We start from the raw sequence: 22524 nt of genomic DNA on the forward strand, positions 1-22524 counted from the left end.
GCCCCCTTCGGAGCGGCCGTGCGGGGTCGATCATGGCAGCAACTCCTCGTTGCGGTAGAAACAGGTGTGCCGGCCCAGGACGCGCAGGCCCACGCGCTCGCCCGGCGCCGGCGGCGCGGTGTCGGGCGACAGCCGCGCCTTGAGCCGCTGCGCGCCGGCCTCGCAGCTCACCAGCACGTAGGTGCCGATGTCCTGCACCTGGCGCACGGTGGCGTCCAGGCAGCCCTCGCTGCCCGCCGGCGCCAGCGCCAGGTACTCGGGCCGGATGCCCAGCGTCAGCGCGCCGTCGGGCAGCGCGCGCGGCACGGGCAGCGCCGCGCCGCCATCGAGCCGCAACTGCCCGCCTTGCACCTGGGCCGAGATGAAATTCATGCCGGGCGAGCCGATGAAGTGGCCGACGAAGGTGTGCGCCGGGCGCTCGAACAGCGCGTCGGGCGTGCCCAGCTGCACCACCCGGCCGCGCGTCATCACCACCACCTGCTCCGCGAAGGTCAGCGCTTCGACCTGGTCGTGCGTGACGTAGATCAGCGTGAGCTTCAACTCGCGGTGGATCTGCTTGAGCTTGCGCCGCAGCTGCCACTTCAGGTGCGGGTCGATCACGGTCAGCGGCTCGTCGAACAGCACCGCCGACACGTCCGGGCGCACCAGGCCGCGGCCCAGGGAGATCTTCTGCTTCTGGTCGGCGCTGAGGTTGGCCGCGCGCTGGTCCAGCTGGTGGCTGAGCTCCAGCATCTCGGCGATCTGCCCGACGCGCTGACCCACCTGCGCCGCGGGCACCTTGCGGTTGCGCAGCGGGAAGGCCAGGTTCTCGGCCACGGTCATGGTGTCGTAGATGACCGGGAACTGGAACACCTGCGCGATGTTGCGCTGCTGCGGCGTGGCGCGCGTCATGTCCTGCCCGTCGAAGCGCACGCTGCCCTGCGAGGGGATCAAGAGGCCCGACATGATGTTGAGCATGGTCGTCTTGCCGCAGCCCGAGGGGCCCAGCAGCGCGTAGGCGCCGCCGTCCTCGAACGTCATCTTCAGCGGCAGCAGCGCGTAGTCGGCGTCTTCCTTCGGATTGGGCCGGTACGAATGCGCGAGGTCGAGGTCGATGCGGCTCATTCGGCGACCCCCCGCCGCTGCGCCGCGCGCAGCAGCGCGCCGTCCGGGCCGAACACGTGCACCTGCGCGGGATGCAGGTGCAGCGTCAACGGGCTGCCGAGCTCGAACTCGTGCACGCCGGTGAGCTGCGCCACGAGCTCGCCCACGGCGGTGGCGACGTGCACGAAGGTGTCCGAGCCCGAGATCTCGGCCAGCTCCACGCTGCCGGGCAGCGCCACGTCGCCCGGGCGCGGCGCCGGCCGCAGCGCGCTGGCGCGCACGCCCAGCGTCAGCTCGCGCGCCGGCACGTCGGCCAGCGCCAGTGCCAGCACCGGGCCGCCGCGCAGCCGCACGCCGCCCTCCGCGCCTTCGGCGGCTAGCAGGTTCATGGGCGGGTCGCTGAAGGCGCGCGCCACGCGCACCGAGGCCGGCGCGTGGAACACCTCGGCCGTGGGGCCGTACTGCAGCACCTCGCCGGCGTCCATCACGGCCGTCCAGCCGCCCAGCAGCAGCGCCTCGCCGGGCTCGGTGGTGGCGTACACCACGGTGGAGCCGCCGACGGCGAAGAGCTGCGACAGCTCCTCGCGCAGCTCCTCCCGCAGCTTGTAGTCGAGGTTGACCAGCGGCTCGTCGAGCAGCATCAGCGGCGCGTCCTTGGCCAGGGCGCGCGCCAGCGCCACGCGCTGCTGCTGGCCGCCGGAGAGCTCGGCGGGCAGCCGCTGCAGGAAGGGCTCGATGTGCAGCTTGCGCGCCAGCGCCTGCACGCGCGCGGCCACGTCGGGGCGCTTGCCGCCGCGCAGTTTCAGCGGCGAGGCGATGTTGTCGAACACCGTCATCGACGGGTAGTTGATGAACTGCTGGTAGACCATAGAGATGTTGCGCTCGCGCACGGGCACGCCGGTGACGTCGCGGCCGTCCACCAGCACCCGGCCGCTGCTGGGCCGGTCCAGCCCGGCCATGAGCCGCATCAGGCTGGTCTTGCCGGCCTGCGTGGCGCCCAGCAGCACCGTCACGGCGCCGGGGCGCGGCGCCAGGCTGGTTTCATACAGCCAGTCCTGCGCGCCGACCTTCTTGGTGATGCGGTCGAGGCTCAGCTGCATGCGCCTCCCGCCGGGAATGCGTTGCGGTTCACGTCCTTGTCCATTTCCATGTCCATGGGCACCTGCGTCCAGCCCGCCCAGCGGGCCACGTCCTCGCGTTGCCTGTCGTCGTAGTGCAGGCCGAGCTTGCTGCGCCGCCACAGCACGTCCTGCGCGTCGCAGGCCCATTCCTCGCGCCGCAGGTAGCGCAGCTCGGCTTCGAAGAGTCCCGGCGCCACCTCGGCGCCGAGCTCGTAGGGGTACTGCGCGCCATCCAGCACGCGGTCGATGCGCGTGCCGTAGGCGCGCGCCAGGCGCCGGCCCAGCGCCGTGGGCAGCCAGGGCCAGCGCTGGTGCACGGCCGCGACGAAGCGCTCGAAATCCACGTCCGGGCGCAGCGGCTCGCCGATCCAGGCGCGCAGGTCGCCGCCGGGCAGAAACGCGCCCTCGGTCCACGGCTTGCGCGCCTGGCCCAGCAGGCGGCCGATCTCGCCGGCGGCGTCCTCGGCCAGCTTGCGGAAGGTGGTGATCTTGCCGCCCCACACGCTCAGCAGCGGCGCGGCGCCGCCGGCGTGGGCTTCGAGCACGTAGTCGCGCGTGACGGCTGCCGGGTTGCCCGCGGCATCGTCGAGCAGCGGGCGCACGCCGGCGTAGGTCCAGACCACGTCGGCGGGCGTGATGCGCGCGCGCAGGTAGCGGCTGGCCTGCGCGCACAGATAGGCGACCTCGTCGTCACCGATGCGCGCCTCGCGCGGGTCGCCGCTGATCTCCTGGTCGGTGGTGCCGATGAGCGTGAACTCGCCTTCGTAAGGGATGGCGAAGATGATGCGCTTGTCCGGGTTCTGGAAGATGTACGCGCAGTCATGGTCCCAGCCCGGCGTGGCGCTGCGCCGCACCACGATGTGGCTGCCCTTGACCAGGCGCAGGCTGCGCGTGGCGAGCACTTCGGCGCCCGCGGGCTGCGCGCTGTTGCGCAGGAAACTCTCGGCCCAGGGGCCGGCGGCGTTGACCAGGGCGCGCGCGCGCACGCCGCGCACGCTGCCGTCGCGTCCCTGCAGCGTGGCGGTCCAGCCCTGCGCGTCGCGCTGCGCGCGGGTGCAGCGCGTGCGCGTGAGCACGGTGGCGCCGTGCTGCGCGGCGTCGAGCGCGTTGAGCAGCACCAGCCGCGCGTCGTCCACCCAGCCGTCGGAATAGGCGAAGCCGCGGCTGAACTCGGGCTTGAGCACCGCGCCGGCAGGGTGCGTGCGCAGGTCGATCCCTTCGGAGCCGGGCAGCACCTCGCGCCGCGCCAGGTGGTCGTAGAGGAACAGGCCCAGCCGGATCAGCCAGGCCGGGCGCATGGCCGGGTCGTGCGGCATCACGAAGCGCAGCGGCCACATGATGTGCGGGGCGCTCTTGAGCAGCACCTCGCGCTCCTGCAGCGCCTTTCGCACCAGGCCGAACTCGTGGTACTCCAGGTAGCGCAGCCCGCCGTGGATGAGCTTGGTCGAGGACGAGGAGGTGTGCGCCGCCAGGTCGTCGGCCTCCACCAGCAGCACGCGCCAGCCGCGCCCGGCCAGGTCGCGCGCGATGCCGCAGCCGTTGATGCCGCCGCCGACGACGAGGACGTCCACCGGGTTGGCATCGGCAGGGAGGGCAGCGGACGGCGCAGCGGCAGGCACGGGACACGGGCTCCGAAAGAAAAGCACCCGCGGGTGCTTTCGTTGGTGGTTCGGTTGAGTTCCTTTTTTTCGTTATAGCCCGTATTTCCCCCAAAAGTGGTTCGCGTATACCCGCGAAATGCTTCGTTTTGGGTTCGCTTATGCTCGCTGCGCCATGAATCCGAACCCGCGCCAAACCGAGCTGCTGGCTGAAGTGCGTGCCCGCGGTGCCGCCACCGTCGAGGAGCTGGCCGAGCGTTTCGGCGTCACGCTGCAGACGGTGCGGCGCGACGTGAAGCTGCTGGCCGCGGCCGGGCTGGTGTCGCGCTACCACGGCGGCGTGCGCGTGCCGAGCTCGACCACGGAGAACCTGGCCTACCGCCAGCGCGAGGCGCTCAATGCCGAGGGCAAGGCCCGCATCGCGCGCGCCGTGGCGCAGGCGGTGCCGCACGGCAGCTCGCTGCTGATGAACATCGGCACCACGGTGGAGGCGGTGGCCAGGGCGCTGCTGCAGCACCGGGGGCTGCGCGTGATCACGAACAACCTCAACGTCGCGGCGATCCTGGCCGACAACCCGGAGTGCGAGGTCATCGTCGCGGGCGGGCTGGTGCGCCACCGCGACCGGGGCATCATCGGCGCGGCGGCGGTGGAGCTGATCCGGCAGTTCAAGGTGGACATCGGCCTCATCGGCATCTCCGCCATCGAGGACGACGGCAGCCTGCGCGACTTCGACGTGCGCGAGGTGCAGGTGGCGCGGGCCATCATCGAGCAGAGCCGCGAGGTCTGGCTGGTGGCCGACCACAGCAAGTTCAACCGCCCGGCGATGGTCGAGCTCGCACGCATCGACCAGATCAGCATGCTCTTCACCGACGCCCCGCCGCCGGAGCCCTTTCCGGCGCTGCTGTCCGAGGCGGGCGTGCCGGTGGAGGTGGCGCGGTGATTGGCCCGTTCGCCCTGAGGTATCGAAGGGTGAATCCGTGAGGCTGGTGCGGAAGCTGGAGGCTGTTGGTTCTTCGGGCCGTTCGGACTGAGGTATCGAAGGCCGAATCCGCCAGGCTTGGATGGCAGCCTTGCAGCGCAGGCCGTCCATCCTTCGATACCTCAGGACGAACGGAATACACGACTACAACGACAAGGAGCACCCCTCATGAGCTACCTGCTGGCCCTGGACCAGGGAACGTCGAGCTCGCGCAGCATCGTCTTCGACGCCGAAGGGCGCATCGTGGCCATGGCGCAGCGCGAGTTCCGGCAGATCTACCCGCAGCCGGGCTGGGTCGAGCACGACCCGATGGAGCTGTGGCAGACGCAGCTCGACACCGCGCGCGAGGCGCTGGCGCGCGCCGGCATCGCCGCCGCGCAGCTCAAGGCCGTGGGCATCACCAACCAGCGCGAGACCACCGTGGTGTGGAACCGGCGCACGGGCGCGCCCATCTACAACGCCATCGTCTGGCAGGACCGGCGCGCCGAGCCGCTGTGCGCGCAGCTGCGCGAGCAGGGCCATGCCGAGCGCGTGCGCGAGTCCACCGGGCTGATCATCGACGCCTACTTCTCCGGCACCAAGATCCACTGGATCCTGCAGCACGTCCCCGGCGCGCGCGAGGCCGCGCAGCGCGGCGAGCTGGCCTTCGGCACCGTGGACAGCTGGCTGCTGTGGCAGCTCACGGGCGGGCGCGTGCACGCCACCGACGTGAGCAACGCCGCGCGCACCATGCTCTTCGACATCCGCCGCAACGAATGGGACGCGGACCTGCTGGCGCTGCTCGGCGTGCCGGAGGGCCTGCTGCCGGCGGTGCATCCGAGCAGCCACGTCTATGGCGAGACCGACGGCGCGCTGCTGGGCGCGCCCGTGCCCGTGGGCGGCATGGCCGGCGACCAGCAGAGCGCCCTGTTCGGGCAGGCCTGCTTCGAGGCCGGCATGGCCAAGAACACCTACGGCACGGGCTGCTTCATGCTCATGCACACCGGCGGCGCCTTCCAGCCCAGCGCCAACGGGCTGGTGGCCACCAGCGCCGCGCAGACGGACGGCGCGGCCCGGCAGTACGCGCTCGAAGGCAGCGTGTTCATCGGCGGCGCGGTGGTGCAGTGGCTGCGCGACGGGCTCAAGGCCATCCAGGCCAGCGCCGAGGTGCAGGCGCTCGCGCAGAGCGTGCCGGACTCGGGCGGCGTCATGTTCGTGCCGGCCTTCACCGGGCTGGGTGCGCCGTACTGGAACGCGTCCGCGCAGGGCGCCATCGTGGGACTCACGCGCGGCAGCACGGTGGCGCACATCGCGCGCGCGGCGCTGGAGTCGATCGCGTTCCAGAGCGCCGCGCTGCTGCAGGCCATGGACCGCGACGCCGCGGCCGCGGGCGCCGTGCCCGTGAGCGAGCTGCGCGTGGACGGCGGCGCCTGCGTCAACGATCTGCTGATGCAGTTCCAGTCGGATCTGCTGGGCATCCCGGTGGTGCGCCCGCGCGTGATCGAGACCACCGCGCTGGGCGCGGCCTACCTGGCCGGCCTCGCCACCGGGGTGTGGAAGGGCACCGGGGAGCTGTCGGCGCAATGGCAGGCCGAGCGCCGCTTCCTGCCCACGCTGTCGCGCGCCGAGGCGCTGGAGCGCATGGCGCGCTGGGAGCACGCCGTGCGGCAGACGGTGGCGGCCTGAGCCGTTCGATTACAGCGGCTTCTCGCGGCGGGTTTCCAGGTAGGCCTTGATCGACCAGATCGCCTCCTGGTTGAGCATGCCCTCGAAGGGCGGCATGTACACCGCGCCGTTGCGCGTGCGGCCGTTGCGCACGGTGGTCAGGTAGTAGTCGTCGATTTCCTTGGCGCAGGCCTTCTTCTTGGCCTCGGCCTTCTGGTTGGCGCACTCATTGTCGAGCTTGCGCAGGTCGGGCGCGATGCCGCCGGAGATGGCCTCCAGGCCGTGGCAGCGGGCGCAGTTCTGGTTGTAGGCCGAGGAGCCGATCTTGATGGCCTTGTCGTTGCCGCTGAACGGGTTCTGGTCGCGCCAGCCTTCGCCCAGCGAAGGCAGCTCCTTGGTGTCCACTGCCTGCGGCGTGACGTCACCGTGGGCCAGGGCGGCACCGGCCACCAGCACACCGGCCAGCAGCGCCATCAGTCGCGAAGGGAAACGGGCGTTGGAACGCTTGGGCATGGGAGTGTCTCCTCGGTCATGTCGATCAAAACGAACGTCCAGACCGCAAGGCCCGTGCCACCGGCCGCGCAGCCTGCCCAAAAAGTGCCGGTATTCGGGTTGATACGGTGCCCGCCCTGCTTCGCCGCCCCCGGCGGTCAGGCCACCGGGCCGGGAAAGTGCTGAAAGATGAGACAGCGTGACAGGGGTGGAGCAGCCCCTGCCCGCCTTCAGTGGCGCGGCCTCAACCGCGGCCGGCTCAGAGCCAGCCCTTGACCTGCCGCCCCATCGCCTCGGTCGAGATGCCGTAGCGGTCGTGCAGCGTGGGCAGCGCGCCGGCGTCGAGGAACTCGTCAGGCAGCGCCACCTGGCGGAAGGCCTTGGGGATCGTGCCCGAGCGCAGCAGCAGCGACGCCACCGCCTCGCCCAGCCCGCCGATGACGGAGTGGTTCTCGGCCACCACCACCAGCCGGCCCGGGCGCGCCACCTCGGCCAGGATCGTCGCCTCGTCCAGCGGCTTGATGGTGGGCACGTGCAGCACCGACACGTCCACGCTGTCGGCCTCCAGCGCCTTGGCCACTTCCAGCGCGCGCATGGTCATGAAGCCGCTGGAGATCACCAGCACGTCGCGACCGCCGCGCAGCACCTTGGCCTTGCCGAGTTCAAACTTGTAGTCATACTCGTCGAGTACCAGCGGCACGTTGCCGCGCAGCAGCCGCATGTACACCGGGCCCTTGTGGTCGGCGATCTGCGGCACGGCCTGCGTGATGTCCAGGGCGTCGCAAGGATCGACGATGGTCAGGCCGGGGATGCCGCGCATCAGCGCCAGGTCCTCGGTAGCCTGATGGCTTGGTCCGTAGCCGGTGGTCAGACCGGGCAGCGCGCAGCACATCTTGACGTTGAGGTTCTCCTCGGCGATGACCTGGTGCACGAAGTCGTAGGCGCGGCGCGTGCCGAACACGGCGTAGGTCGTGGCAAACGGCACGAAACCCTCTTTGGCCATGCCGCCGGCCGCGGCCATGAGCAGCTGCTCGGCCATGCCCATCTGGAAGTAGCGCTCGGGGTACTGTTGCGCGAAAAGGTGCAGGTCGGTGTACTTGCCCAGGTCGGCAGTCATGCCGACGATGTCGGGGCGGCTTGCGGCCAGCTCGACCAGCGCCTTGCCGAACGGCGCGGCCTGCACGCGCTGGCCCTCGCCGGCGATGGAGGCGATCATGGCCGAGGTGGTCAGGCGCGGCTTCTTGGCTTCGGTGGTGTTGCTCATGGGGTGTCTCCTTCAGTTCACGCTTGCGACTGGTCCAGGATGGCGAGGGCCTCCTGCCACTCCGGCGGATCGACACGGATGAAATGGTTCTTGTCGCGCGTCTCCAGGAAGGGCACGCCCTTGCCCATGAGCGTGTCGCACAGGATCACGCGCGGCTTGGCTTCCTTCAGGTTGCGTGCGGCGTCGAACGCGGCGACCACGGCCGGCAGATCGTTGCCGTCCACGCGCTCGACGTGCCAGCCGAAGGCGGCCCACTTGTCGGCCAGCGGCTCGAAGCCCATGACCTTGCCCGACGGGCCGTCGGCCTGCTGGTTGTTGATGTCAACGATGCAGATCAGGTTGGACAGGCCGTGGTGCGCCGCGCCCAGGGCCGCTTCCCAGGTCGAGCCCTCGTCGAGCTCGCCGTCGGACATGGAGTTGTAGACGAAGGCCTGGTTGCCCTTTAGGCGCAGGCCCAGCGCCATGCCCACCGCGATCGGCAGGCCCTGGCCCAGCGAGCCGCCCGACATCTCCATCCCCGGCGTGTAGGTCGCCATGCCGGACATGGGCAGGCGGCTGTCGTCGCTGCCGTAGGTCTCCAGCTCCTCTTCCGGAATGATCCTGGCCTCGACCAGCGCGGCGTAGAAGGCGATGGCGTAGTGGCCGTGCGAGAGCAGGAAGCGGTCACGGCCTTCCCACTTGGGGTCCTCGGGGCGGTAGCTCATGGCGTGGCCGTAGGCCACGGCCAGCACGTCGGCATAGCCCAGGGCCTGGCCGATGTAGCCCTGGCCCTGCACCTCGCCCATGCGCAGGGCGTAGCGGCGGATGCGGTAGGCGCGTTCGGAAAGCTCGGACAGCTTGTTGTCAGTGGACATGAGGATGCTCCAGGAAAGGAAGGGGCGTGGTCGGGCCGGATGCGGGCCCCTGGAAGAGGCGACCGCATGCCTGAGACCGCAGTGACGTGGGAAGGAAGGCCGCCGCTCAGCGCAGGATGCTGGCGGGGAAGTAGGAGACGATCGCCAGCACGGCCAAGGCCACCAGGTAGAACGGGCCCATGGCGCGCACGGTCTCGCCGACCTTCACGCGGGCCAGCGCGCTGGTGATGAACAGCGTCGTGCCCACCGGCGGCGTGTACAGGCCGATGGCCAGGTTCACGACCATCATGATCCCGAGCTGCACAGGGTCCATGCCGATGCTCTGCGCCATGGGCAGGAACACCGGGGTGAGCAGCAGCACGGCGGCGGGCAGGTCGATGAACATGCCGATGAACAGCATCATCAGGTTCATCAGCAAGATCACGAGCCACTTGGCCTCGATGTTCTGCTGCACCCACTGCGCGATGTTCTGCGGCATCTGGTCAAAGGTCAGCAGCCAGCCGATCGCGGCCGAGGCCATGATCACCAGCAGCACCACCCCGGTGGCCAGACCGGCCTCGATCACCGCCTCGTGCAGCCGCTTGAGCGTGAGATCGCGGTACATCAGCGCTGAGATGGCGCCGGCGTACAGCGTGGACAGGATCGCCACCTCGGTGGGCGTGGCCAGGCCGAAACGCAGGAACACGACGATCAGCACCGGCAGCGCGATGGCCGGGATCGAGTGCAGCAGGTTGCGGCGGAACGCGGTGCGATCGGCGGGGCCGGTCTCGCGCGGCAGGTTGCGCCGCTTGCCCACCCACCAGCAGGCGAACATGAAGCCGCCGCACAGCAGCAGCCCCGGCAGCACGCCGGCGTAGAACAGCGACGCGATCGATGCGTTGGCACTCAGCGCGAACAGGATCAGCGGGATCGACGGCGGGATGATGATGTCGATCGTCGCGGCGGAAGCCAGCGCCGCGGCCGAGAACGGCATCGGGTAGCCGAGCTTGCGGTGCCAGGGCATCAGCAGCGAGCCGATGGCGGAGGCGTCGGCCACGGCCGAGCCCGAGACGCCGCCGAACAGCGTGGACGACAGCACGCTGACCTGGGCCGGCCCGCCGTGCCAGCGCCCGACCGTGGCCGACAGGATGCCGACGATGGCCTGGCCCAGACGCCCGCCCATCATCAGCGCGCCGGTGAGCATGAAGAAGGGAATGGCGATCAGCGGGAAGCTCTGCACCTGCGCCACCATCTGCTGCACCAGCAGGTCCAGCGGGACACGGTCGCTGGTGGCCGCCGCGGCCATCGCGGCAATCAGCAGGGCGTGCGCGATCGGCACCGCCGCGACGGCGCCGAAGAGAAAGACAACAAGAATGAGTGCGCTCATGAGGGGCTCCTGGCGGTTCTCACCAGTGGGGGGCCTGGATTTCCGGGACGGCGCCCGGTTCCGGAATTGGCGCCGGGAGTGCGCGCCACGCGCGCCAGGCCGACTGCAGCGCCAGCAGCGCGAGCAGCGCCATGCCAGCCATCACGCAGCCGTAGGTGACTGAACCGGGCACCTGCAGGATCGGCGACTTCTCGTCGTGGACGATCTCCAGCATCGCCAGCGTGGCCCAGGCCAGCGTCGCGTACAGGCCGGCCACGAGCAGCCAGCCCACCACGCCGATGGCCCGCCGCGCCGCGTGCGGCACCGACTCCACCAGGAACACGGTGGCGATGTGCGCGCCGCGCTCGGCCGCCAGCACCACGCCGGCCATCACCAGCCATGGGAACAGCAGCTCGGGCAGCTCGTTGGCCCACTGCAGGCTGGATCCGCTGACGTAGCGCAGCACGGTGTTGACCGTGAGGATCACGAAGATCACGCCCGAGGTCAGCCACAGCACGATGCTGCAGACCGCCACGATGGCGCGTTCGAGGGCATTGCGTTGAACCGCATGCATGGCTTGTCTCCTTCGCGTCAGCCCGGGCACCGCGCGCGGGCCGGGCCGACGGCTGTCTTGTGGGACCGGTCGGGCGCCGTCACTGCGCGCGGGCGGCCGCGATCACCTTCTTGACGTACGGGCCGATGGGCAGCGCGGTCCACTTGTCCTGCACCGGCTGGGTGGCCTTGGCGAAGGCGGCCTTGTCGACCGTGGTGACCTGCACGCCCTTGGACTTGATGTCGGCGAGCAGCTTCTCGTCGGCCTCGGCCGAGAGCTTGCGCTGCAGCGTGGTGGCTTCGGCCGCGGCCTCCGTCACCGCCTTGCGGTCGGCTTCGGAGAGGCGGTCCCAGCTGCGCTTGCTCATCACCAGGGGCGTCATCTGGAACATGTGGCTGGTCAGCGCCAGGTGCTTCTGCACTTCGTAGAGCTTGCTGGCGTGGAAGTTGGCCAGCGGGTTCTCCTGGCCATCGACCACGCCCTGTTGCAGCGCCACGTAGAGCTCGGCGAACTTGATCTGCTGCGCCTCGGCGCCCAGCGCCTGCATGATGTCCACCAGCACCGCGTCGGGCGGGGTGCGCATCTTCAGGCCCTTCATGTCCTCGACCTTGGCGATCGGGCGCTTGCCGTTGGTCATGTGGCGGATGCCGTTGTCCCAGTAACCAAGCACCACCATGCCCTTGTCGGCCGACTTCTGCGCCAGCTCCTGGCCCAGCGGCCCGTCGAGCAGCTTGAAGGCCTGCGCGGACGTGGAGAACAGGAACGGCATGCCGTAGGCCGCGTACTCCGGCACGGCCACCGACACGGCGCCCTGCGAGTTGGCCGAGATGTCCAGCGCGCCGGTGCGTAGCGCGGTCACCATCGCGGCGTCGTCGCCGAGCTGGCCCGAGGGCGCCACCTGCACCTCGATGCGCCCGCCGGTCTTGGCCTTGAGCACGTCGGCGAACTTCACCGCCGCCTCGTGGCGCGGGTTGCCCACCGCGGCGCCGTGGCCGAGGGTGAGCTTGACGTTCTGGGCCAGGGCCGGAAAGGCCAGCGTGGCGGCCAGCGCGAAGCCGGCGACGGAAAGGGTTCTGCGCTTCATGGGTTTGTCTCCTGGGTGCCGCCTCGGGCGGCGGTCGTTGTGCTCGTGCGTGGAAATGCGGGCGCCGCGTGCGGCGCGTGGCGGGAAGGCCGGCTCAGTGGATGAGCATCCCGCCGTTGACGTCGAGGGTGATGCCGGTGCAGTAGGCGCCGAGCTCGCTGCCGAGGAAGACGCAGGCGCCGGCGATGTCGGCCGGGCGGCCCAGGCGGCCCAGCGGAATCGTCTCGGCGATCTCGGCCTTGCGCGCCTCGTCGAGCTTGCCCTTGATGATGTCGGTGCCGATCAGCCCCGGCGTGATGCAGTTGACGCGGATGCCTTCCGGACCGAACTCGCGCGCCATGGCGCGCGCCAGGCCCAGCACGCCGGCCTTGGCCGCCGAGTAGTGCGGGCCGCCCAGGATGCCGCCGCCGCGCTGCGCGGACACCGACGAGATGCAGATGATCGAGCCGCCCTTCTGCGCCTGCATGGAAGGAAGGACGGCCTGCGACACGATCAGCGTGCCGCGCAGGCTCACGTCCATGACACGGTCATAGTCCTCGGCCGTGATGTCCACGGTCTTGCGCGGCTGCGTCACGCCGGCGTTGTTGACCAGCACGTCGATGCGGCCGAACTTCTCCAGCGCCTGCGCCACGGCCCGCTCCACCTGCGCCTTGTCGGTGACGCTGGCGACCACGCCGAGGTGGCCTTCGCCCAGCTGCGCCGCGGCGGCGGCAGGGTCGGCGGCTTCGAGATCCATGATGACGACGCGGGCGCCTTGCTCGGCCATCAGCTTCGCCGTGGCGAAGCCCAGGCCGTTGAGGCCGGCGCCGCCGGTGATGAGGGCAACCTTGTCCTTGAGCAGCATGCTTGTCTCCGTATGGGGGTCTGCGATGGCCGCGATTGTGAAAAGGCCCCTGGTTGAAGACAAACGATAAGATTTCAATGAACGTTGATCTTTCATCATCTTCGGGTTAACTCTGATACTGGCCATGCGTTCTTCTTTTCCACCGCTGGGCAGCCTGCTGGCCTTCGAGGCCGTGGCGCGGCGGCGCAACTTCACGGTGGCCGCGACCGAGCTGCACCTGACGCCCTCGGCCGTCAGCCACCAGATCGCCAAGCTGGAAGAGTTCCTGGGCGTGCGGCTGTTCGAGCGCACCGCCCGCAACGTGGAGCTGACCGACGCGGGCGAGGACTACCTCAAGCGCGTGGCCGGCGCGCTGGCCGCCATCAGCGCCGCCACCGACAGCGCGCGCAAGGGCATGCGCAACACGCTGCACGTGCACTCGACGCCCAGTTTTGCCTCGCTGTGGCTGATGCCGCGGCTCACCGAGTTCGCGCGCAGGCACCCGGGCATATCGCTGTCGATGTCGTCCTCGGTGGTGCACTCCGACTTCTCGCTGGGGCAGGCCGACCTGGACATCCGCTACGGCGTGCCGAACTGGCCGCAGCTGACGGTGCAGCCGATCTTCGACGAGCGCATCCTGCCGCTGGCCTCGCCGGAGTTCGTGGCGCGGCACCAACTGCGCTCGGCGCAGGAGCTGGCGCAGGTGCCGCTGATCCAGTCCACGGTGGGCGTGCTGCAATGGCCCGACTGGTTCGCCAGCCGCGGCCTGGCCTTCACGCCCGCGGGCTACGCCTACCGCTTCGACCGCGCCTTCATGGCCCTGGATGCGGCCGTGCAGGGTCTGGGCGTGGCGCTGGAGAGCGCCTCCATCGGCGAGGGGCACCTGCGCACCGGGCGGCTGCAGCCGGTGTTCGAGGCGGCCGACTGGTATTTGCCGCTGCAGGCGCACTTCCTGGTCTACCCGGCGCGCCACGCGCAGCGCAGCGAGGTGATGAGCTTCGTGGAGTGGGTGCGCGCCGAGGCGGGGAGCCCGGAGGCGGCGGGGTGAAAGGCAGGCGGTAGCGGCGCGGCCTCAACCCTCCAGCCGCGGCTGCTCCGCCACCGCCGCCCGCCCGGCCATGACCCGGCCGTCGGGCTCGATGGCCACGTTCACGCCGCGCGCGTGCAGGTCCACCAGCTCGCCCGCGTCGCTGAAGGCGAAGCACAGCCGGCCGCCGCCGACGAAGGCCACGGTGTGCATGGTCAGCCCCGCCACGCGCACGATGTCGTGGCTGCACACCTCGCACAGGTTGCACAGGCCCACGCCGGTGATGATGGACAGCGGGCCCGGCGCGTCGCCCGGGCGGCACGCGCCGCCGTCGGCGGGATGCGGCTGGGGCCGGTGCTGAGGTTGGGTCTGCGGTTGAGGCTGGGTCATGACGGGTCCTCCCTGGCGCGCCGGGCGCCTTGCGCGCGTGCGCTGCCGGCCACGGTGGCGGCGCGCACGCCCCGGGTCCCGACAAGCCTCGTCCGGCTCGGCGGCGCAAGGGCGCGCGGCGGACGACGGGACACGCCTGCATTGACGCATGCGCGCCGCCCGCGCCGCCATGGGAGCTTGCTGGGGCCGGGCCGGGAGCTTTGTCAGGGGGTGGCGGTGTCCGCTGCCTCGCGGATCAGCCGCACCAGCGGCTCCAGCACGCGCGCGAGCTCGGCCACCAGCGGGCGCAGCGCCGGGTCGTCGGCCGCGGCGCCCTCGCGCAGCCGCGTCTCCAGCGCCCGCGCCGCCGCGGCCAGCTCGGTGGCGCCGAGCGTGGCGGCCACGCCCTTGACGGAATGCGCCACCAGCGTCGCGCCGCGCGTGTCGCCCTGCGCCAGCAGCGCGGCGAGCTTCGCGGCGTCGCCGCCGTGGTGCTCGGCAAAGAGCTGCAGCAGCGACGGGTAGCGGCTTTCCATGCCCGGCAGGTTCGACAGCGCCGCGGCCACGTCCACGCCCGGGTGCAGCGCCAGCCGCGCCAGCAGGTCGCCCGCGCCGGCCGTCCCGTCCGGCGCCTGCGGCCGCGCATCGGGCGTCGCCGTCGTCGTTGCCGCCGCCGGGTTGCGCGCCCCGGGCAGCCACTTCAGCAGCGTGGCGTACAGGCCCTCGGGATCGACCGGCTTGGCCACGAAGTCGTTCATGCCCGCCTCCAGGCAGGCGGCGCGGTCCTCGGCGAAGGCATTGGCCGTCATGGCCAGCACCGGCAGCGCCGCCAGCTCCGGGCGCCGGCGCAGCTCGCGCGTGGCCGCCAGGCCGTCCATGACGGGCATCTGCACGTCCATCAGCACCAGGTCGAAGGGCTGCCGCGCGAGCCTGTCCAGCGCCTCGCGGCCGTTCCCGGCCACCTCCACCTCCAGCCCGGCGTGGCGCAGCAGCTCCAGCGCGACCTCGCGGTTGACGAAGTTGTCCTCGGCCAGCAGCAGCCGCGCGCCGGCATGGTGCAGCCGCAGCTCGGCCTCGGCCTGCGCCACTTCGGGCGCGCCCGCGCGCAGCGGCTCGCCACGCTCCAGCCAGGCCGTGAACCAGAAGGTGCTGCCCTGGCCCGGCGTGCTGGTGGCGCCGGCCTCGCCGCCCATGAGCGCGGCCAGCCGCCGCGTGATCGCCAGCCCCAGCCCCGTGCCGCCGTGGCGCCGCGTGGTGGAGACGTCGGCCTGCTCGAAGGCCTCGAACAGCCGCGGCAGCACGTCGGGCTCCACCCCGGGGCCGCTGTCCTCGACCTCGAAGCGCACCCGCAGCCGCTGCCCTTGGTCGTCCAGCAGCTGCGCGCGCAGCGTGACGTGCCCGCGCGCCGTGAACTTCACGGCATTGCCGGCGTAGTTGAGCAGCGCCTGGCGCACGCGCGTGTCGTCGCCGCGCAGCCACAGCGGCGTGTCGTCGTAGTCGATGCGCAGCGCCAGCCCCTTGGCCGCGGCGGCGTCGGAGACGATCGAGCGCACGTGGTCGAGCAGCGCCTGCAGCGCGAAGTCGCGCTCCTCCAGCCGCAGCTTGCCGGCCTCGATCTTGGAGAGGTCCAGGATGTCGTTGATGATCGACAGCAGGTGCCGCGCCGCGCCCTCGATCTTCCCCAGCCGCGCGGCCTGCTGCGGCGTCGGGCGCTCGCGCGCGAGCAGGTGCGTCAGGCCCAGGATCGCATTCATGGGCGTGCGGATCTCGTGGCTCATGTTGGCCAGGAACGCGCTCTTGGCACGGCTGGCCGTCTCGGCCGCCACCAGCGCCTGGTCGAGCTCGGCGGTGCGCCGGCGCACCAGCTCCTCCAGGTGGTCGCGGTGCGCGGCCAGCTCCTGCGCCATGCGCCGGCGCTCGGTCACGTCCTCCTGCACCGAGACGTAGTGCGTGACGGCGCCGTCCTCGCCGCGCAGCGGCGTGACGAGGGCCGAGTCGATGTACTCGCTGCCGTCGCGGCGGCGGTTGACGAAGTCGCCCTGCCAGGAACGCCCGGCCCGCAGCGCGCTCCACAGCGCGGCGTAGGTCTCGGCCGGCGTGCGCCCGGACTGCAGCAGCCGCGGGTTGCGGCCGACGACCTCGTCGCGCCCGTAACCGCTTTGGCGCACGAAGGCCTCGTTGACGTACTCGATGTGGCCTTCGGTGTCGGTGATGATGATGCTCTCGGTGCCCTGCTCCACCGCCTGCGCCAGCTTGCACAGCTGGGCCTGGCTGTGGCGCAGCGCGGCGTTGGCGGCCTCGGCGCGCGCCCGCTCGGCCTGCGCGTCCTCCATCAGGTTCAGCGCCGCCAGCCGCGCGCGGCGCTGCTCCTGCAGCGCCGCATCCTGCTGCGCGCGCAGCGCGGCCTCGGCCTGCACCCGCTCGGTGATGTCCTCGGTGAGGATGACGGCGCCGCCGACGCTGCCGTCGGCCTGGTGCCACGGCCGCAGCAGCCAGCGCATCCACTGCTCGCGCCCGTCGCGGCGCTCGAAGCGGTCGCGCTCGGACTGCAGCACCTCGCCGGCCAGGGCGCGGCGGTGCGCCTCCTTCCAGCGTGGCGGCAGCTCCGGGAACACCTCGTAGTGCAGCCGTCCGGCCAGCGGCGCCAGGGGCTGCAGGCCGAAGGTGTCCACCCAGGCGCGGCTGGTGGCGAGGTAGCGCATGTCGCGGTCGAACATCGCCAGCGCCACCGGCGCGTGCTCGATGAACATCTGCAGCCGTCGCTCGCTGGCGCGCCGCTCGGCTTCAGCCTGGCGGCGCGCCTGGACGTCTTCCACCACGGCGATGAGGCAGTCGGGGCTGCCGTCGGCATGCCGCGCCAGCGCCGCCGTGACCTTGGCCCAGACCTCGCTGCCGTCGCGGCGCAGGTAGCGCTTCTCGATCGCGTAGGTGCCGATCTCGCCGGCCAGCAGGCGGCGCACCTCGGCGAGGTCGGCTTCCAGGTCGTCGGGATGCGTGATGTCCTGGAAGGCCATCTGCAGCAGCTCCTCGCGCGCGTAGCCGACGATGTCGCAGAACCTGCGGTTCACGCGCAGCCAGCGGCCGTCGGGCGCCAGCAGCGCGATGCCCACCGCGGCCTGCTCGAAGATGCCCTCGTAGCGCCGCTCGCTGGCCGACAGGCTCGCCTCGGCCTCGTGCTGGCCGCGCCGCGCCGCCTCCAGCAGCGCGTGCACCGCTTCGATCTCGGCGATGCCGCCGGCGTCGCCGGCCGGGCCGCCGCCCGGCTGCGCCAGCGCCGACACGGCGCGGCCCAGGCGCCGCGCGGCCAGCAGCCCGGCCAGGGCCGCCAGCAGCGTGGCCGTCAGCACGGCCGTGAACAGCGCGCCGGCGGCGCGGGCCCAGCGCGCGCGGTAGGCGCTGCGCGGGATCTCCACCGCCACCGACCAGCCCGACAGCGCCGAGGGCGCGCTGAAGCGGGTCGCGCCGGCCAGGTCGATGCCCGCGGGCACGCGGCGCGCGATGGCGCGGCCCTGGCCGTCCAGCAGCGACAGCGCCCAGTCCGCGGGCAGCTGCACCGCGTCGAGCTGCTGCTGCAGCGCGCGCGTCTCGGTCAGCGCCAGCAGCACCAGCGGCGCGCCGTCGGCGCGCCGCGCCGGCACGGCCACGGCCACCAGCGGCTGCCGCGCCACGGGCCCTTCCACCACGTCGCCCACCGCCGGGCGGCCGCTGTCCAGCGCGGCGGGCGCGGCGGCGCGGCCGGCCGGGCGCGGCAGCCGGGGCAGCGCCGTGCCCAGCGCCGTGCGCGTGTTGAACAGCATCTGCAGCGACGCGTCGGCCAGGATCACGTGGCTGCCGAAGCTCTGCCGGAAACTCTGCGCCGCCTGGTACAGCCCGGCCCAGCCGCCGCCTTCGCCCGGCTGCGGCGCGCGCGCCAGCATCTCCAGCGCGGCGATGCGCGCGGCCAGGCCCTGGTCCACCGCGGCGGCGAAGTTGCGCGCCTGGCTGCGCGCCTGCTCTTCGCTGGCGAGCTCGCCGGCGCGCACCCGGTTCCACGCCATCCAGGCCGCCAGCAGCGCCAGCGGCAGCACGCAGCACCACACCAGCCGCGTCAGGAACGTGGCCAGCGGCATGCCGCGGCCACGCGGGCGGGCGCTGGCGCTGCCGCTGCCGGGGTTGGCGTCGGCGCTGCTCACGGCCGCGGCGCTCCGATGTCCGGTTGCGCGGCTGCCTGCGCGTCCGCATCCGCATCCGCGTCCGTGCCGGCGGCCTCGCCGAACTGCAGCGGGTACGGCGGCTGCCGGCCGAGCGCCTGCGACAGCGCGTTGACCTCGCGCTTGAGCCGGATCATGTCGAGCTCGCGCCCGACCATGGCGCGGTTGAAGCGCTCCAGCTCCTCGTTGCGCGCGCGCAGCGCCTGCTCGGCCTGCCGGCGCTCGGTCACGTCCAGCGCGATGCGGCCCACGTACAGCACCGTGCCGGCGTCGTCGAGCACGGGGAACAGGTGCGACATGAACAGCCGCGGCTCGCCGTCCACCGGCAGCGTCTCCTCCACCGAATGGCGCGCCAGGCTGGCGAAGACGCGCGCGTCGTTGGCGCGGAACGCCGTGGCCGCCTCCGGCGGGAACAGCTCCAGGTCGGTGCGGCCCACGATCTCGTCCTCGCCGCGGCCCAGCATGCGCTGCAGGTTCGGGTTGGCCAGCACGTAGCGGCCCTCGCGGTCCTTGAGCGAGAGCGCCGAGGGCAAGTGCATGACGATGGCGCGCAGCTTGCGCTCGCGGTCGCGCAGCACCTCTTCCGCCTGCTGGCGCCCGGTGATGTCGCGCGAGATGCCGAACACGCCGACCACGGCGCCGGCGGCGTCGCGCAGCGCGCCGCGCGTGGACAGGAACACGCGCCGGCCCAGCGCCGTGTCGAGCGTGAGCTCGCGCGTGCGCGTCTGCCCGTCGGCCAGGATGGCGCGGTCCACCGCGTTGAGCCTGTCAACCTGCTCCGGCGGGAAGATGCCCTGGTCGTCGTGCCCGATGACGGCACCGGCCTCGCGGCCCAGCCAGCGCCGCGCGGCGGGGTTGGCGAAGAGGTAGCGGCCCGCGGCGTCCTTGGCGGTGATGGCATCCGACGAGTGGTCGGCGATGGTTTCGAGCAGGTGCCGGTCGGCCAGCTCGCGCCGGCGCAGCGCCTGCATCACCGCCGTCCAGCGCCGCAGCAGCCCGTGCAGCAGCGCGGCCGTGACGGCCACGAACATCCAGCCCTTGGCCGTGCCGGCCAGCGCGCGCAGCCCCGGGTCGGCGATCAGCACCTCCACCGCGCGGTCGGTGACCGGGATCCACAGCAGCGCCAGCACCACGTAGGCCAGCACCAGGCGGCGGGCATGCCGTCGCGCCTGGCGGTAGTGCGTGTCGGCAGGAGAGGCTTCGGGAGTCTGCAAGACGGAAGTGCGCCGACGGAAATGGAAAGGGCCGCCGGCGCGGCGGCCCTGGCGGGGGATGGCGCTTTTTACGCCAGCGCCGCGTCGAAGGCGCGCTCCAGGCGCTGCACCGTGCCGTCGATGTCGTGAAGTTTTTCCAGCCCGAACAGCCCGACGCGGAAGGTGCGGAAGGCCGCCGACTCGCCGCACTGCAGCGGCACCCCGCCGGCGATCTGCAGGCCCTGCGCCAGCAGCTTGCGCCCGGTGGCGAGGTCGGCGTCGGTGGTGTGGCTCACCACCACGCCCGGGGCCTGGAAGCCCTGCGCCGCCACCGACGGGAAGCCCTTGCGCTCGAACATCGCGCGCACCGCGCGGCCGAGTTGCCACTGCGCCTCGCGCAGCTTCTCGAAGCCCGCCTGCTGCGTCTCGCGCATGGCATCGCGCGTGCGCAGCAGCGCCTCGGTGGGCAGCGTGGTGTGGTAGAGGTGCCCGCCGCCCTCGTAGGCCTGCATGATCTGCAGCCACTTCTTGAGGTCGGCGGCGAAGCTGGTGCTGGTGGTCGAGGCGATGCGCTCCACGGCGCGCTCGCCCAGCATCACGAAGGCGGCGCAGGGCGAGCCGCTCCAGCCCTTTTGCGGCGCGCTGATGAGCACGTCCACCGCGCACTCGCGCATGTCCACCCACACCGCGCCGCTGGCGATGCAGTCGAGCACGAAGAGCGCGCCCACGCGGCGCGCGGCCTCGCCCACGGCGCGCAGGTACTCGTGCGGCAGCACCAGCCCGGAGGCGGTTTCCACGTGCGGCGCGAACACCACCTCGGGGCGCTCGCGCTCGATGGCGGCCACGACCTCGTCGAGCGGCGCCGGGGCGAAGGCGGCCTGGGCGTCGTCGCCCTGGGGCCGGGCGCACAGCACCGTGGTGGCGCCGGCGATGGCGCCCATGTCCAGGATCTGGCTCCAGCGGTAGCTGAACCAGCCGTTGCGCAGGATCAGCACGCGGCGGCCGGTGGCGAACTGGCGCGCCACGGCTTCCATGCCGAAGCTGCCGCTGCCGGGCACGATGGCCACGGCCGAGGCGCCGTAGGCCTCGCGCAGGATGGCGGAGATGTCGCGCATCACGCCCTGGAACTTCTGGGACATGTGATTCAGGGCGCGGTCGGTGTAGACCACCGAGTACTCGAGCAGACCTTCCGGGTCCACGTTGGGCAGCAGGCCGGGCATGGCGGTCTCCTTGTTGGTTTGACGGCAGGGGAAACGATGCAGCTTAGCGGATGGCATCGCGCGTTCCGGCTTGCGGGCATGCGGCGTGCGCGCGGCTTGCTGCAGCGCAAGCGCAGGAGCGGCCGCGGCGTGCGGCCGCCGCACCGGAGAACACCGTGTTCCTTTTCTTTTCCAACAAGCTCGGCTGCCTGGGCTCGATCGTGGTGTCGCTGATCGGGACGGCGGTGGTGGTGGGGTTGATCTGGCTGTTGTGAGCCTTGGCCCCGGGACTCAGGCCCCGTGGGGCTTCTGGCCGGCCACCGGCAACTCCAGCCCGAACACCGCCCCGCCCTCCGCCGCATTCCCCGCCGTCAGCGTCCCCCCATGCCGCTCCACGATCCCGTAGCTGATTGACAGCCCCAGCCCGGTGCCCTTGCCCACCGGCTTGGTCGTGAAGAACGGGTCGAACACCCGCGACAGATACGCCTCCGGAATCCCCGGCCCGTTGTCGCGGAAGCGCACCCGCACCCGGTCGCCGTCGAGCGTGCTGTCGATCCACAGCGCCGGCGTCGCGCCGCCGGGCTGGGCCGAGGCCGCATCGAAGGCGTTCTGGATCAGGTTCATCACCACCTGCATCAGCTGCCCGGTGCTGCCCGACACGGTGCAGGGCCCCGCTGGCGTCCAGTGCACGTCGAACCCTTGCGCGGTGCCCTTGCACACCCAGTGGATGGCGCGCTCGATCACGGCGTTCAGGTCCACCGCGGCATGCTCCTCGCGGTCCACCGCCGAGAAGCGCTTGAGGCCCTGCACGATGTCGGCCGTGCGCTGCGCGCCTTCGAGCATGCCCTCGATGAGTGAGGGCAAATCCGCCAGCAGGTGGTCGATGCGCAGCGAGCGCCGCAGCGCGGCGAGCGCCGCCGCGTCCTCCTGGCCGTGCACGGCGTCCAGGTACTGCGCCAGGCGCTGGCCGTAGCGCTGCAGCGCGTGCACGTTGCCCAGCACGAAGCTGATCGGGTTGTTGAGCTCGTGCGCCACGCCCGCCACCAGCCGGCCCAGGGATGCCAGCTTCTCCGAGTGCAGCAGCTGCTGCTGCGTGCGTTTCAGCGCCTCGTGCGCCTCGCGCAGCTCGCGGTAGGCGCGCTTGATCTCGGCCATGGGCCGGCCGACGAAGACCGTGCCCACGCGCCGCCCGCTGCCGTCCACGCGCGGCGTGCAGTTGAAGTCCACCGGCACGGCGCGGCCCTGCGCGTCCAGCAGCTCCAGCTCCACCACCTCGCCCGCGCGCGAGGACCCGCGCTGCTCGACGATGCCGCGCACCCGTTCCACGCCCGCGCTGCCGGCCAGCAGCGCGTAGACGCTGCTGCCGCGCAGGTCGGCGTCGCTGCGGCCGATGAGCTCGCGCAGCGCGGCGTTGGTCTCCTCGATCGCGCCGCGGTGGTCGCAGGCCACCAGCACGTCGCTCATGGCCGACAGCAGGCTGAAGATGAACTGCTGCGACTGCTCCAGCTGCGCGTTCTTCTCCTCCAGCGCCACCTCGTCACGCAGCAGCTGGGAGTAGACCTCGTCCATCTTCTGGATCACGTCAATCCAGGTGTCCTCCTCCACGCCTTCGAGCCGGCCTTCCTCGCCCAGCAGCCGCTGGCGCTGCGGGTCGTCCAGGGGCGAGGAGCGCGGCGGGCGCTCGGGGCGGTCGTCACTCATGTCCA

General features: G+C 71.8%; 19 protein-coding genes. 4 read left to right on the forward strand and 15 right to left on the reverse strand.

Features of this window, described 5'->3' with window-relative positions:
* Window positions 1–30 precede the first annotated feature (30 nt).
* Genes FJ694_RS17695 through glpD form a run of 3 tightly spaced genes read right to left on the reverse strand, consistent with a single transcriptional unit; the run spans window position 31 to window position 3823 of the window.
* A complete protein-coding gene (locus tag FJ694_RS17695) occupies window positions 31–1104 on the reverse strand; it encodes an ABC transporter ATP-binding protein (RefSeq protein WP_157268570.1) in 1074 nt (357 codons plus the stop codon).
* Complete coding sequence (locus FJ694_RS17700) at window positions 1101–2183, reverse strand: ABC transporter ATP-binding protein (protein ID WP_157268571.1); 1083 nt, start codon at window positions 2181–2183, stop codon at window positions 1101–1103. Before FJ694_RS17700 ends, FJ694_RS17695 begins: the two co-directional genes overlap by 4 nt.
* Window positions 2174–3823 (reverse strand): glycerol-3-phosphate dehydrogenase, encoded by a 1650-nt coding sequence (glpD, locus tag FJ694_RS17705; protein ID WP_198320884.1) that lies wholly within the window; start codon window positions 3821–3823, stop codon window positions 2174–2176. Before glpD ends, FJ694_RS17700 begins: the two co-directional genes overlap by 10 nt.
* Window positions 3824–3977: 154 nt before the next feature.
* Here glpD and FJ694_RS17710 point away from each other — a divergent pair, with 154 nt between their 5' ends.
* Both FJ694_RS17710 and glpK read left to right on the forward strand, forming a co-directional pair.
* Window positions 3978–4742 carry a DeoR/GlpR family DNA-binding transcription regulator gene (locus FJ694_RS17710; protein WP_157268573.1) on the forward strand — a complete coding sequence of 255 codons (765 nt, stop codon included), beginning with the start codon at window positions 3978–3980 and terminating at the stop codon, window positions 4740–4742.
* 207 nt (window positions 4743–4949) lie between these two features.
* On the forward strand, window positions 4950–6446 hold the full coding sequence (gene glpK / locus FJ694_RS17715; protein ID WP_157268574.1) for a glycerol kinase GlpK: 1497 nt from the start codon (window positions 4950–4952) through the stop codon (window positions 6444–6446).
* Between the two features lie 9 nt (window positions 6447–6455).
* Here the strand turns inward: glpK and pedF are convergent, their stop codons facing one another.
* The 7 genes from pedF to FJ694_RS17750 all read right to left on the reverse strand — a co-directional run bounded on the left by pedF (window position 6456) and on the right by FJ694_RS17750 (window position 12861).
* The gene (gene pedF, locus FJ694_RS17720; protein WP_375140232.1) at window positions 6456–6899 is read right to left on the reverse strand and encodes a cytochrome c-550 PedF; all 444 of its coding nucleotides are present in this window, start codon (window positions 6897–6899) and stop codon (window positions 6456–6458) included.
* A 277-nt stretch (window positions 6900–7176) separates the two neighbouring features.
* Window positions 7177–8181 carry a transketolase family protein gene (locus FJ694_RS17725; protein ID WP_157268576.1) on the reverse strand — a complete coding sequence of 335 codons (1005 nt, stop codon included), beginning with the start codon at window positions 8179–8181 and terminating at the stop codon, window positions 7177–7179.
* Between the two features lie 17 nt (window positions 8182–8198).
* Window positions 8199–9035, reverse strand: coding sequence for a transketolase (locus FJ694_RS17730; protein ID WP_157268577.1), 837 nt, complete (start codon window positions 9033–9035; stop codon window positions 8199–8201).
* A 106-nt stretch (window positions 9036–9141) separates the two neighbouring features.
* On the reverse strand, window positions 9142–10401 hold the full coding sequence (locus FJ694_RS17735) for a TRAP transporter large permease (protein WP_157268578.1): 1260 nt from the start codon (window positions 10399–10401) through the stop codon (window positions 9142–9144).
* Window positions 10402–10420: 19 nt separating this feature from the next.
* Window positions 10421–10954 (reverse strand): TRAP transporter small permease, encoded by a 534-nt coding sequence (locus FJ694_RS17740; protein WP_157268579.1) that lies wholly within the window; start codon window positions 10952–10954, stop codon window positions 10421–10423.
* 79 nt (window positions 10955–11033) lie between these two features.
* The gene (locus FJ694_RS17745) at window positions 11034–12017 is read right to left on the reverse strand and encodes a TRAP transporter substrate-binding protein (protein ID WP_157268580.1); all 984 of its coding nucleotides are present in this window, start codon (window positions 12015–12017) and stop codon (window positions 11034–11036) included.
* 94 nt (window positions 12018–12111) lie between these two features.
* Complete coding sequence (locus FJ694_RS17750; RefSeq protein ID WP_157268581.1) at window positions 12112–12861, reverse strand: SDR family NAD(P)-dependent oxidoreductase; 750 nt, start codon at window positions 12859–12861, stop codon at window positions 12112–12114.
* Between the two features lie 124 nt (window positions 12862–12985).
* Between FJ694_RS17750 and FJ694_RS17755 the strand changes: the two genes are divergently transcribed.
* A complete protein-coding gene (locus FJ694_RS17755; RefSeq protein WP_157268582.1) occupies window positions 12986–13888 on the forward strand; it encodes a LysR substrate-binding domain-containing protein in 903 nt (300 codons plus the stop codon).
* Window positions 13889–13912: 24 nt separating this feature from the next.
* Here the strand turns inward: FJ694_RS17755 and FJ694_RS17760 are convergent, their stop codons facing one another.
* The 4 genes from FJ694_RS17760 to FJ694_RS17775 form a co-directional block, all read right to left on the reverse strand.
* Entirely contained in the window at window positions 13913–14257 is a 345-nt protein-coding gene (locus tag FJ694_RS17760; protein ID WP_157268583.1) for a hypothetical protein, read from the reverse strand.
* Window positions 14258–14460: 203 nt separating this feature from the next.
* Window positions 14461–18408 (reverse strand): PAS domain S-box protein, encoded by a 3948-nt coding sequence (locus FJ694_RS17765; RefSeq protein WP_157268584.1) that lies wholly within the window; start codon window positions 18406–18408, stop codon window positions 14461–14463.
* On the reverse strand, window positions 18405–19640 hold the full coding sequence (locus FJ694_RS17770) for a PAS domain-containing protein (protein WP_157268585.1): 1236 nt from the start codon (window positions 19638–19640) through the stop codon (window positions 18405–18407). Before FJ694_RS17770 ends, FJ694_RS17765 begins: the two co-directional genes overlap by 4 nt.
* A gap of 68 nt (window positions 19641–19708) precedes the next feature.
* Window positions 19709–20839 (reverse strand): pyridoxal-phosphate-dependent aminotransferase family protein, encoded by a 1131-nt coding sequence (locus FJ694_RS17775; RefSeq protein ID WP_157268586.1) that lies wholly within the window; start codon window positions 20837–20839, stop codon window positions 19709–19711.
* 50 nt (window positions 20840–20889) lie between these two features.
* Between FJ694_RS17775 and FJ694_RS17780 the strand changes: the two genes are divergently transcribed.
* Window positions 20890–21093, forward strand: a complete 204-nt coding sequence (locus tag FJ694_RS17780; RefSeq protein WP_157268587.1) for a hypothetical protein — start codon at window positions 20890–20892, stop codon at window positions 21091–21093.
* A gap of 16 nt (window positions 21094–21109) precedes the next feature.
* Here FJ694_RS17780 and FJ694_RS17785 read toward each other — a convergent pair whose 3' ends face one another.
* Window positions 21110–22519 (reverse strand): sensor histidine kinase, encoded by a 1410-nt coding sequence (locus tag FJ694_RS17785; protein ID WP_157268588.1) that lies wholly within the window; start codon window positions 22517–22519, stop codon window positions 21110–21112.
* Window positions 22520–22524: the final 5 nt, after the last annotated feature.

Origin of the sequence: Azohydromonas aeria (genome assembly GCF_009760915.1) — a bacterium.
GTDB classification, from domain to species: Bacteria; Pseudomonadota; Gammaproteobacteria; order Burkholderiales; family Burkholderiaceae_C; genus Azohydromonas; species Azohydromonas aeria.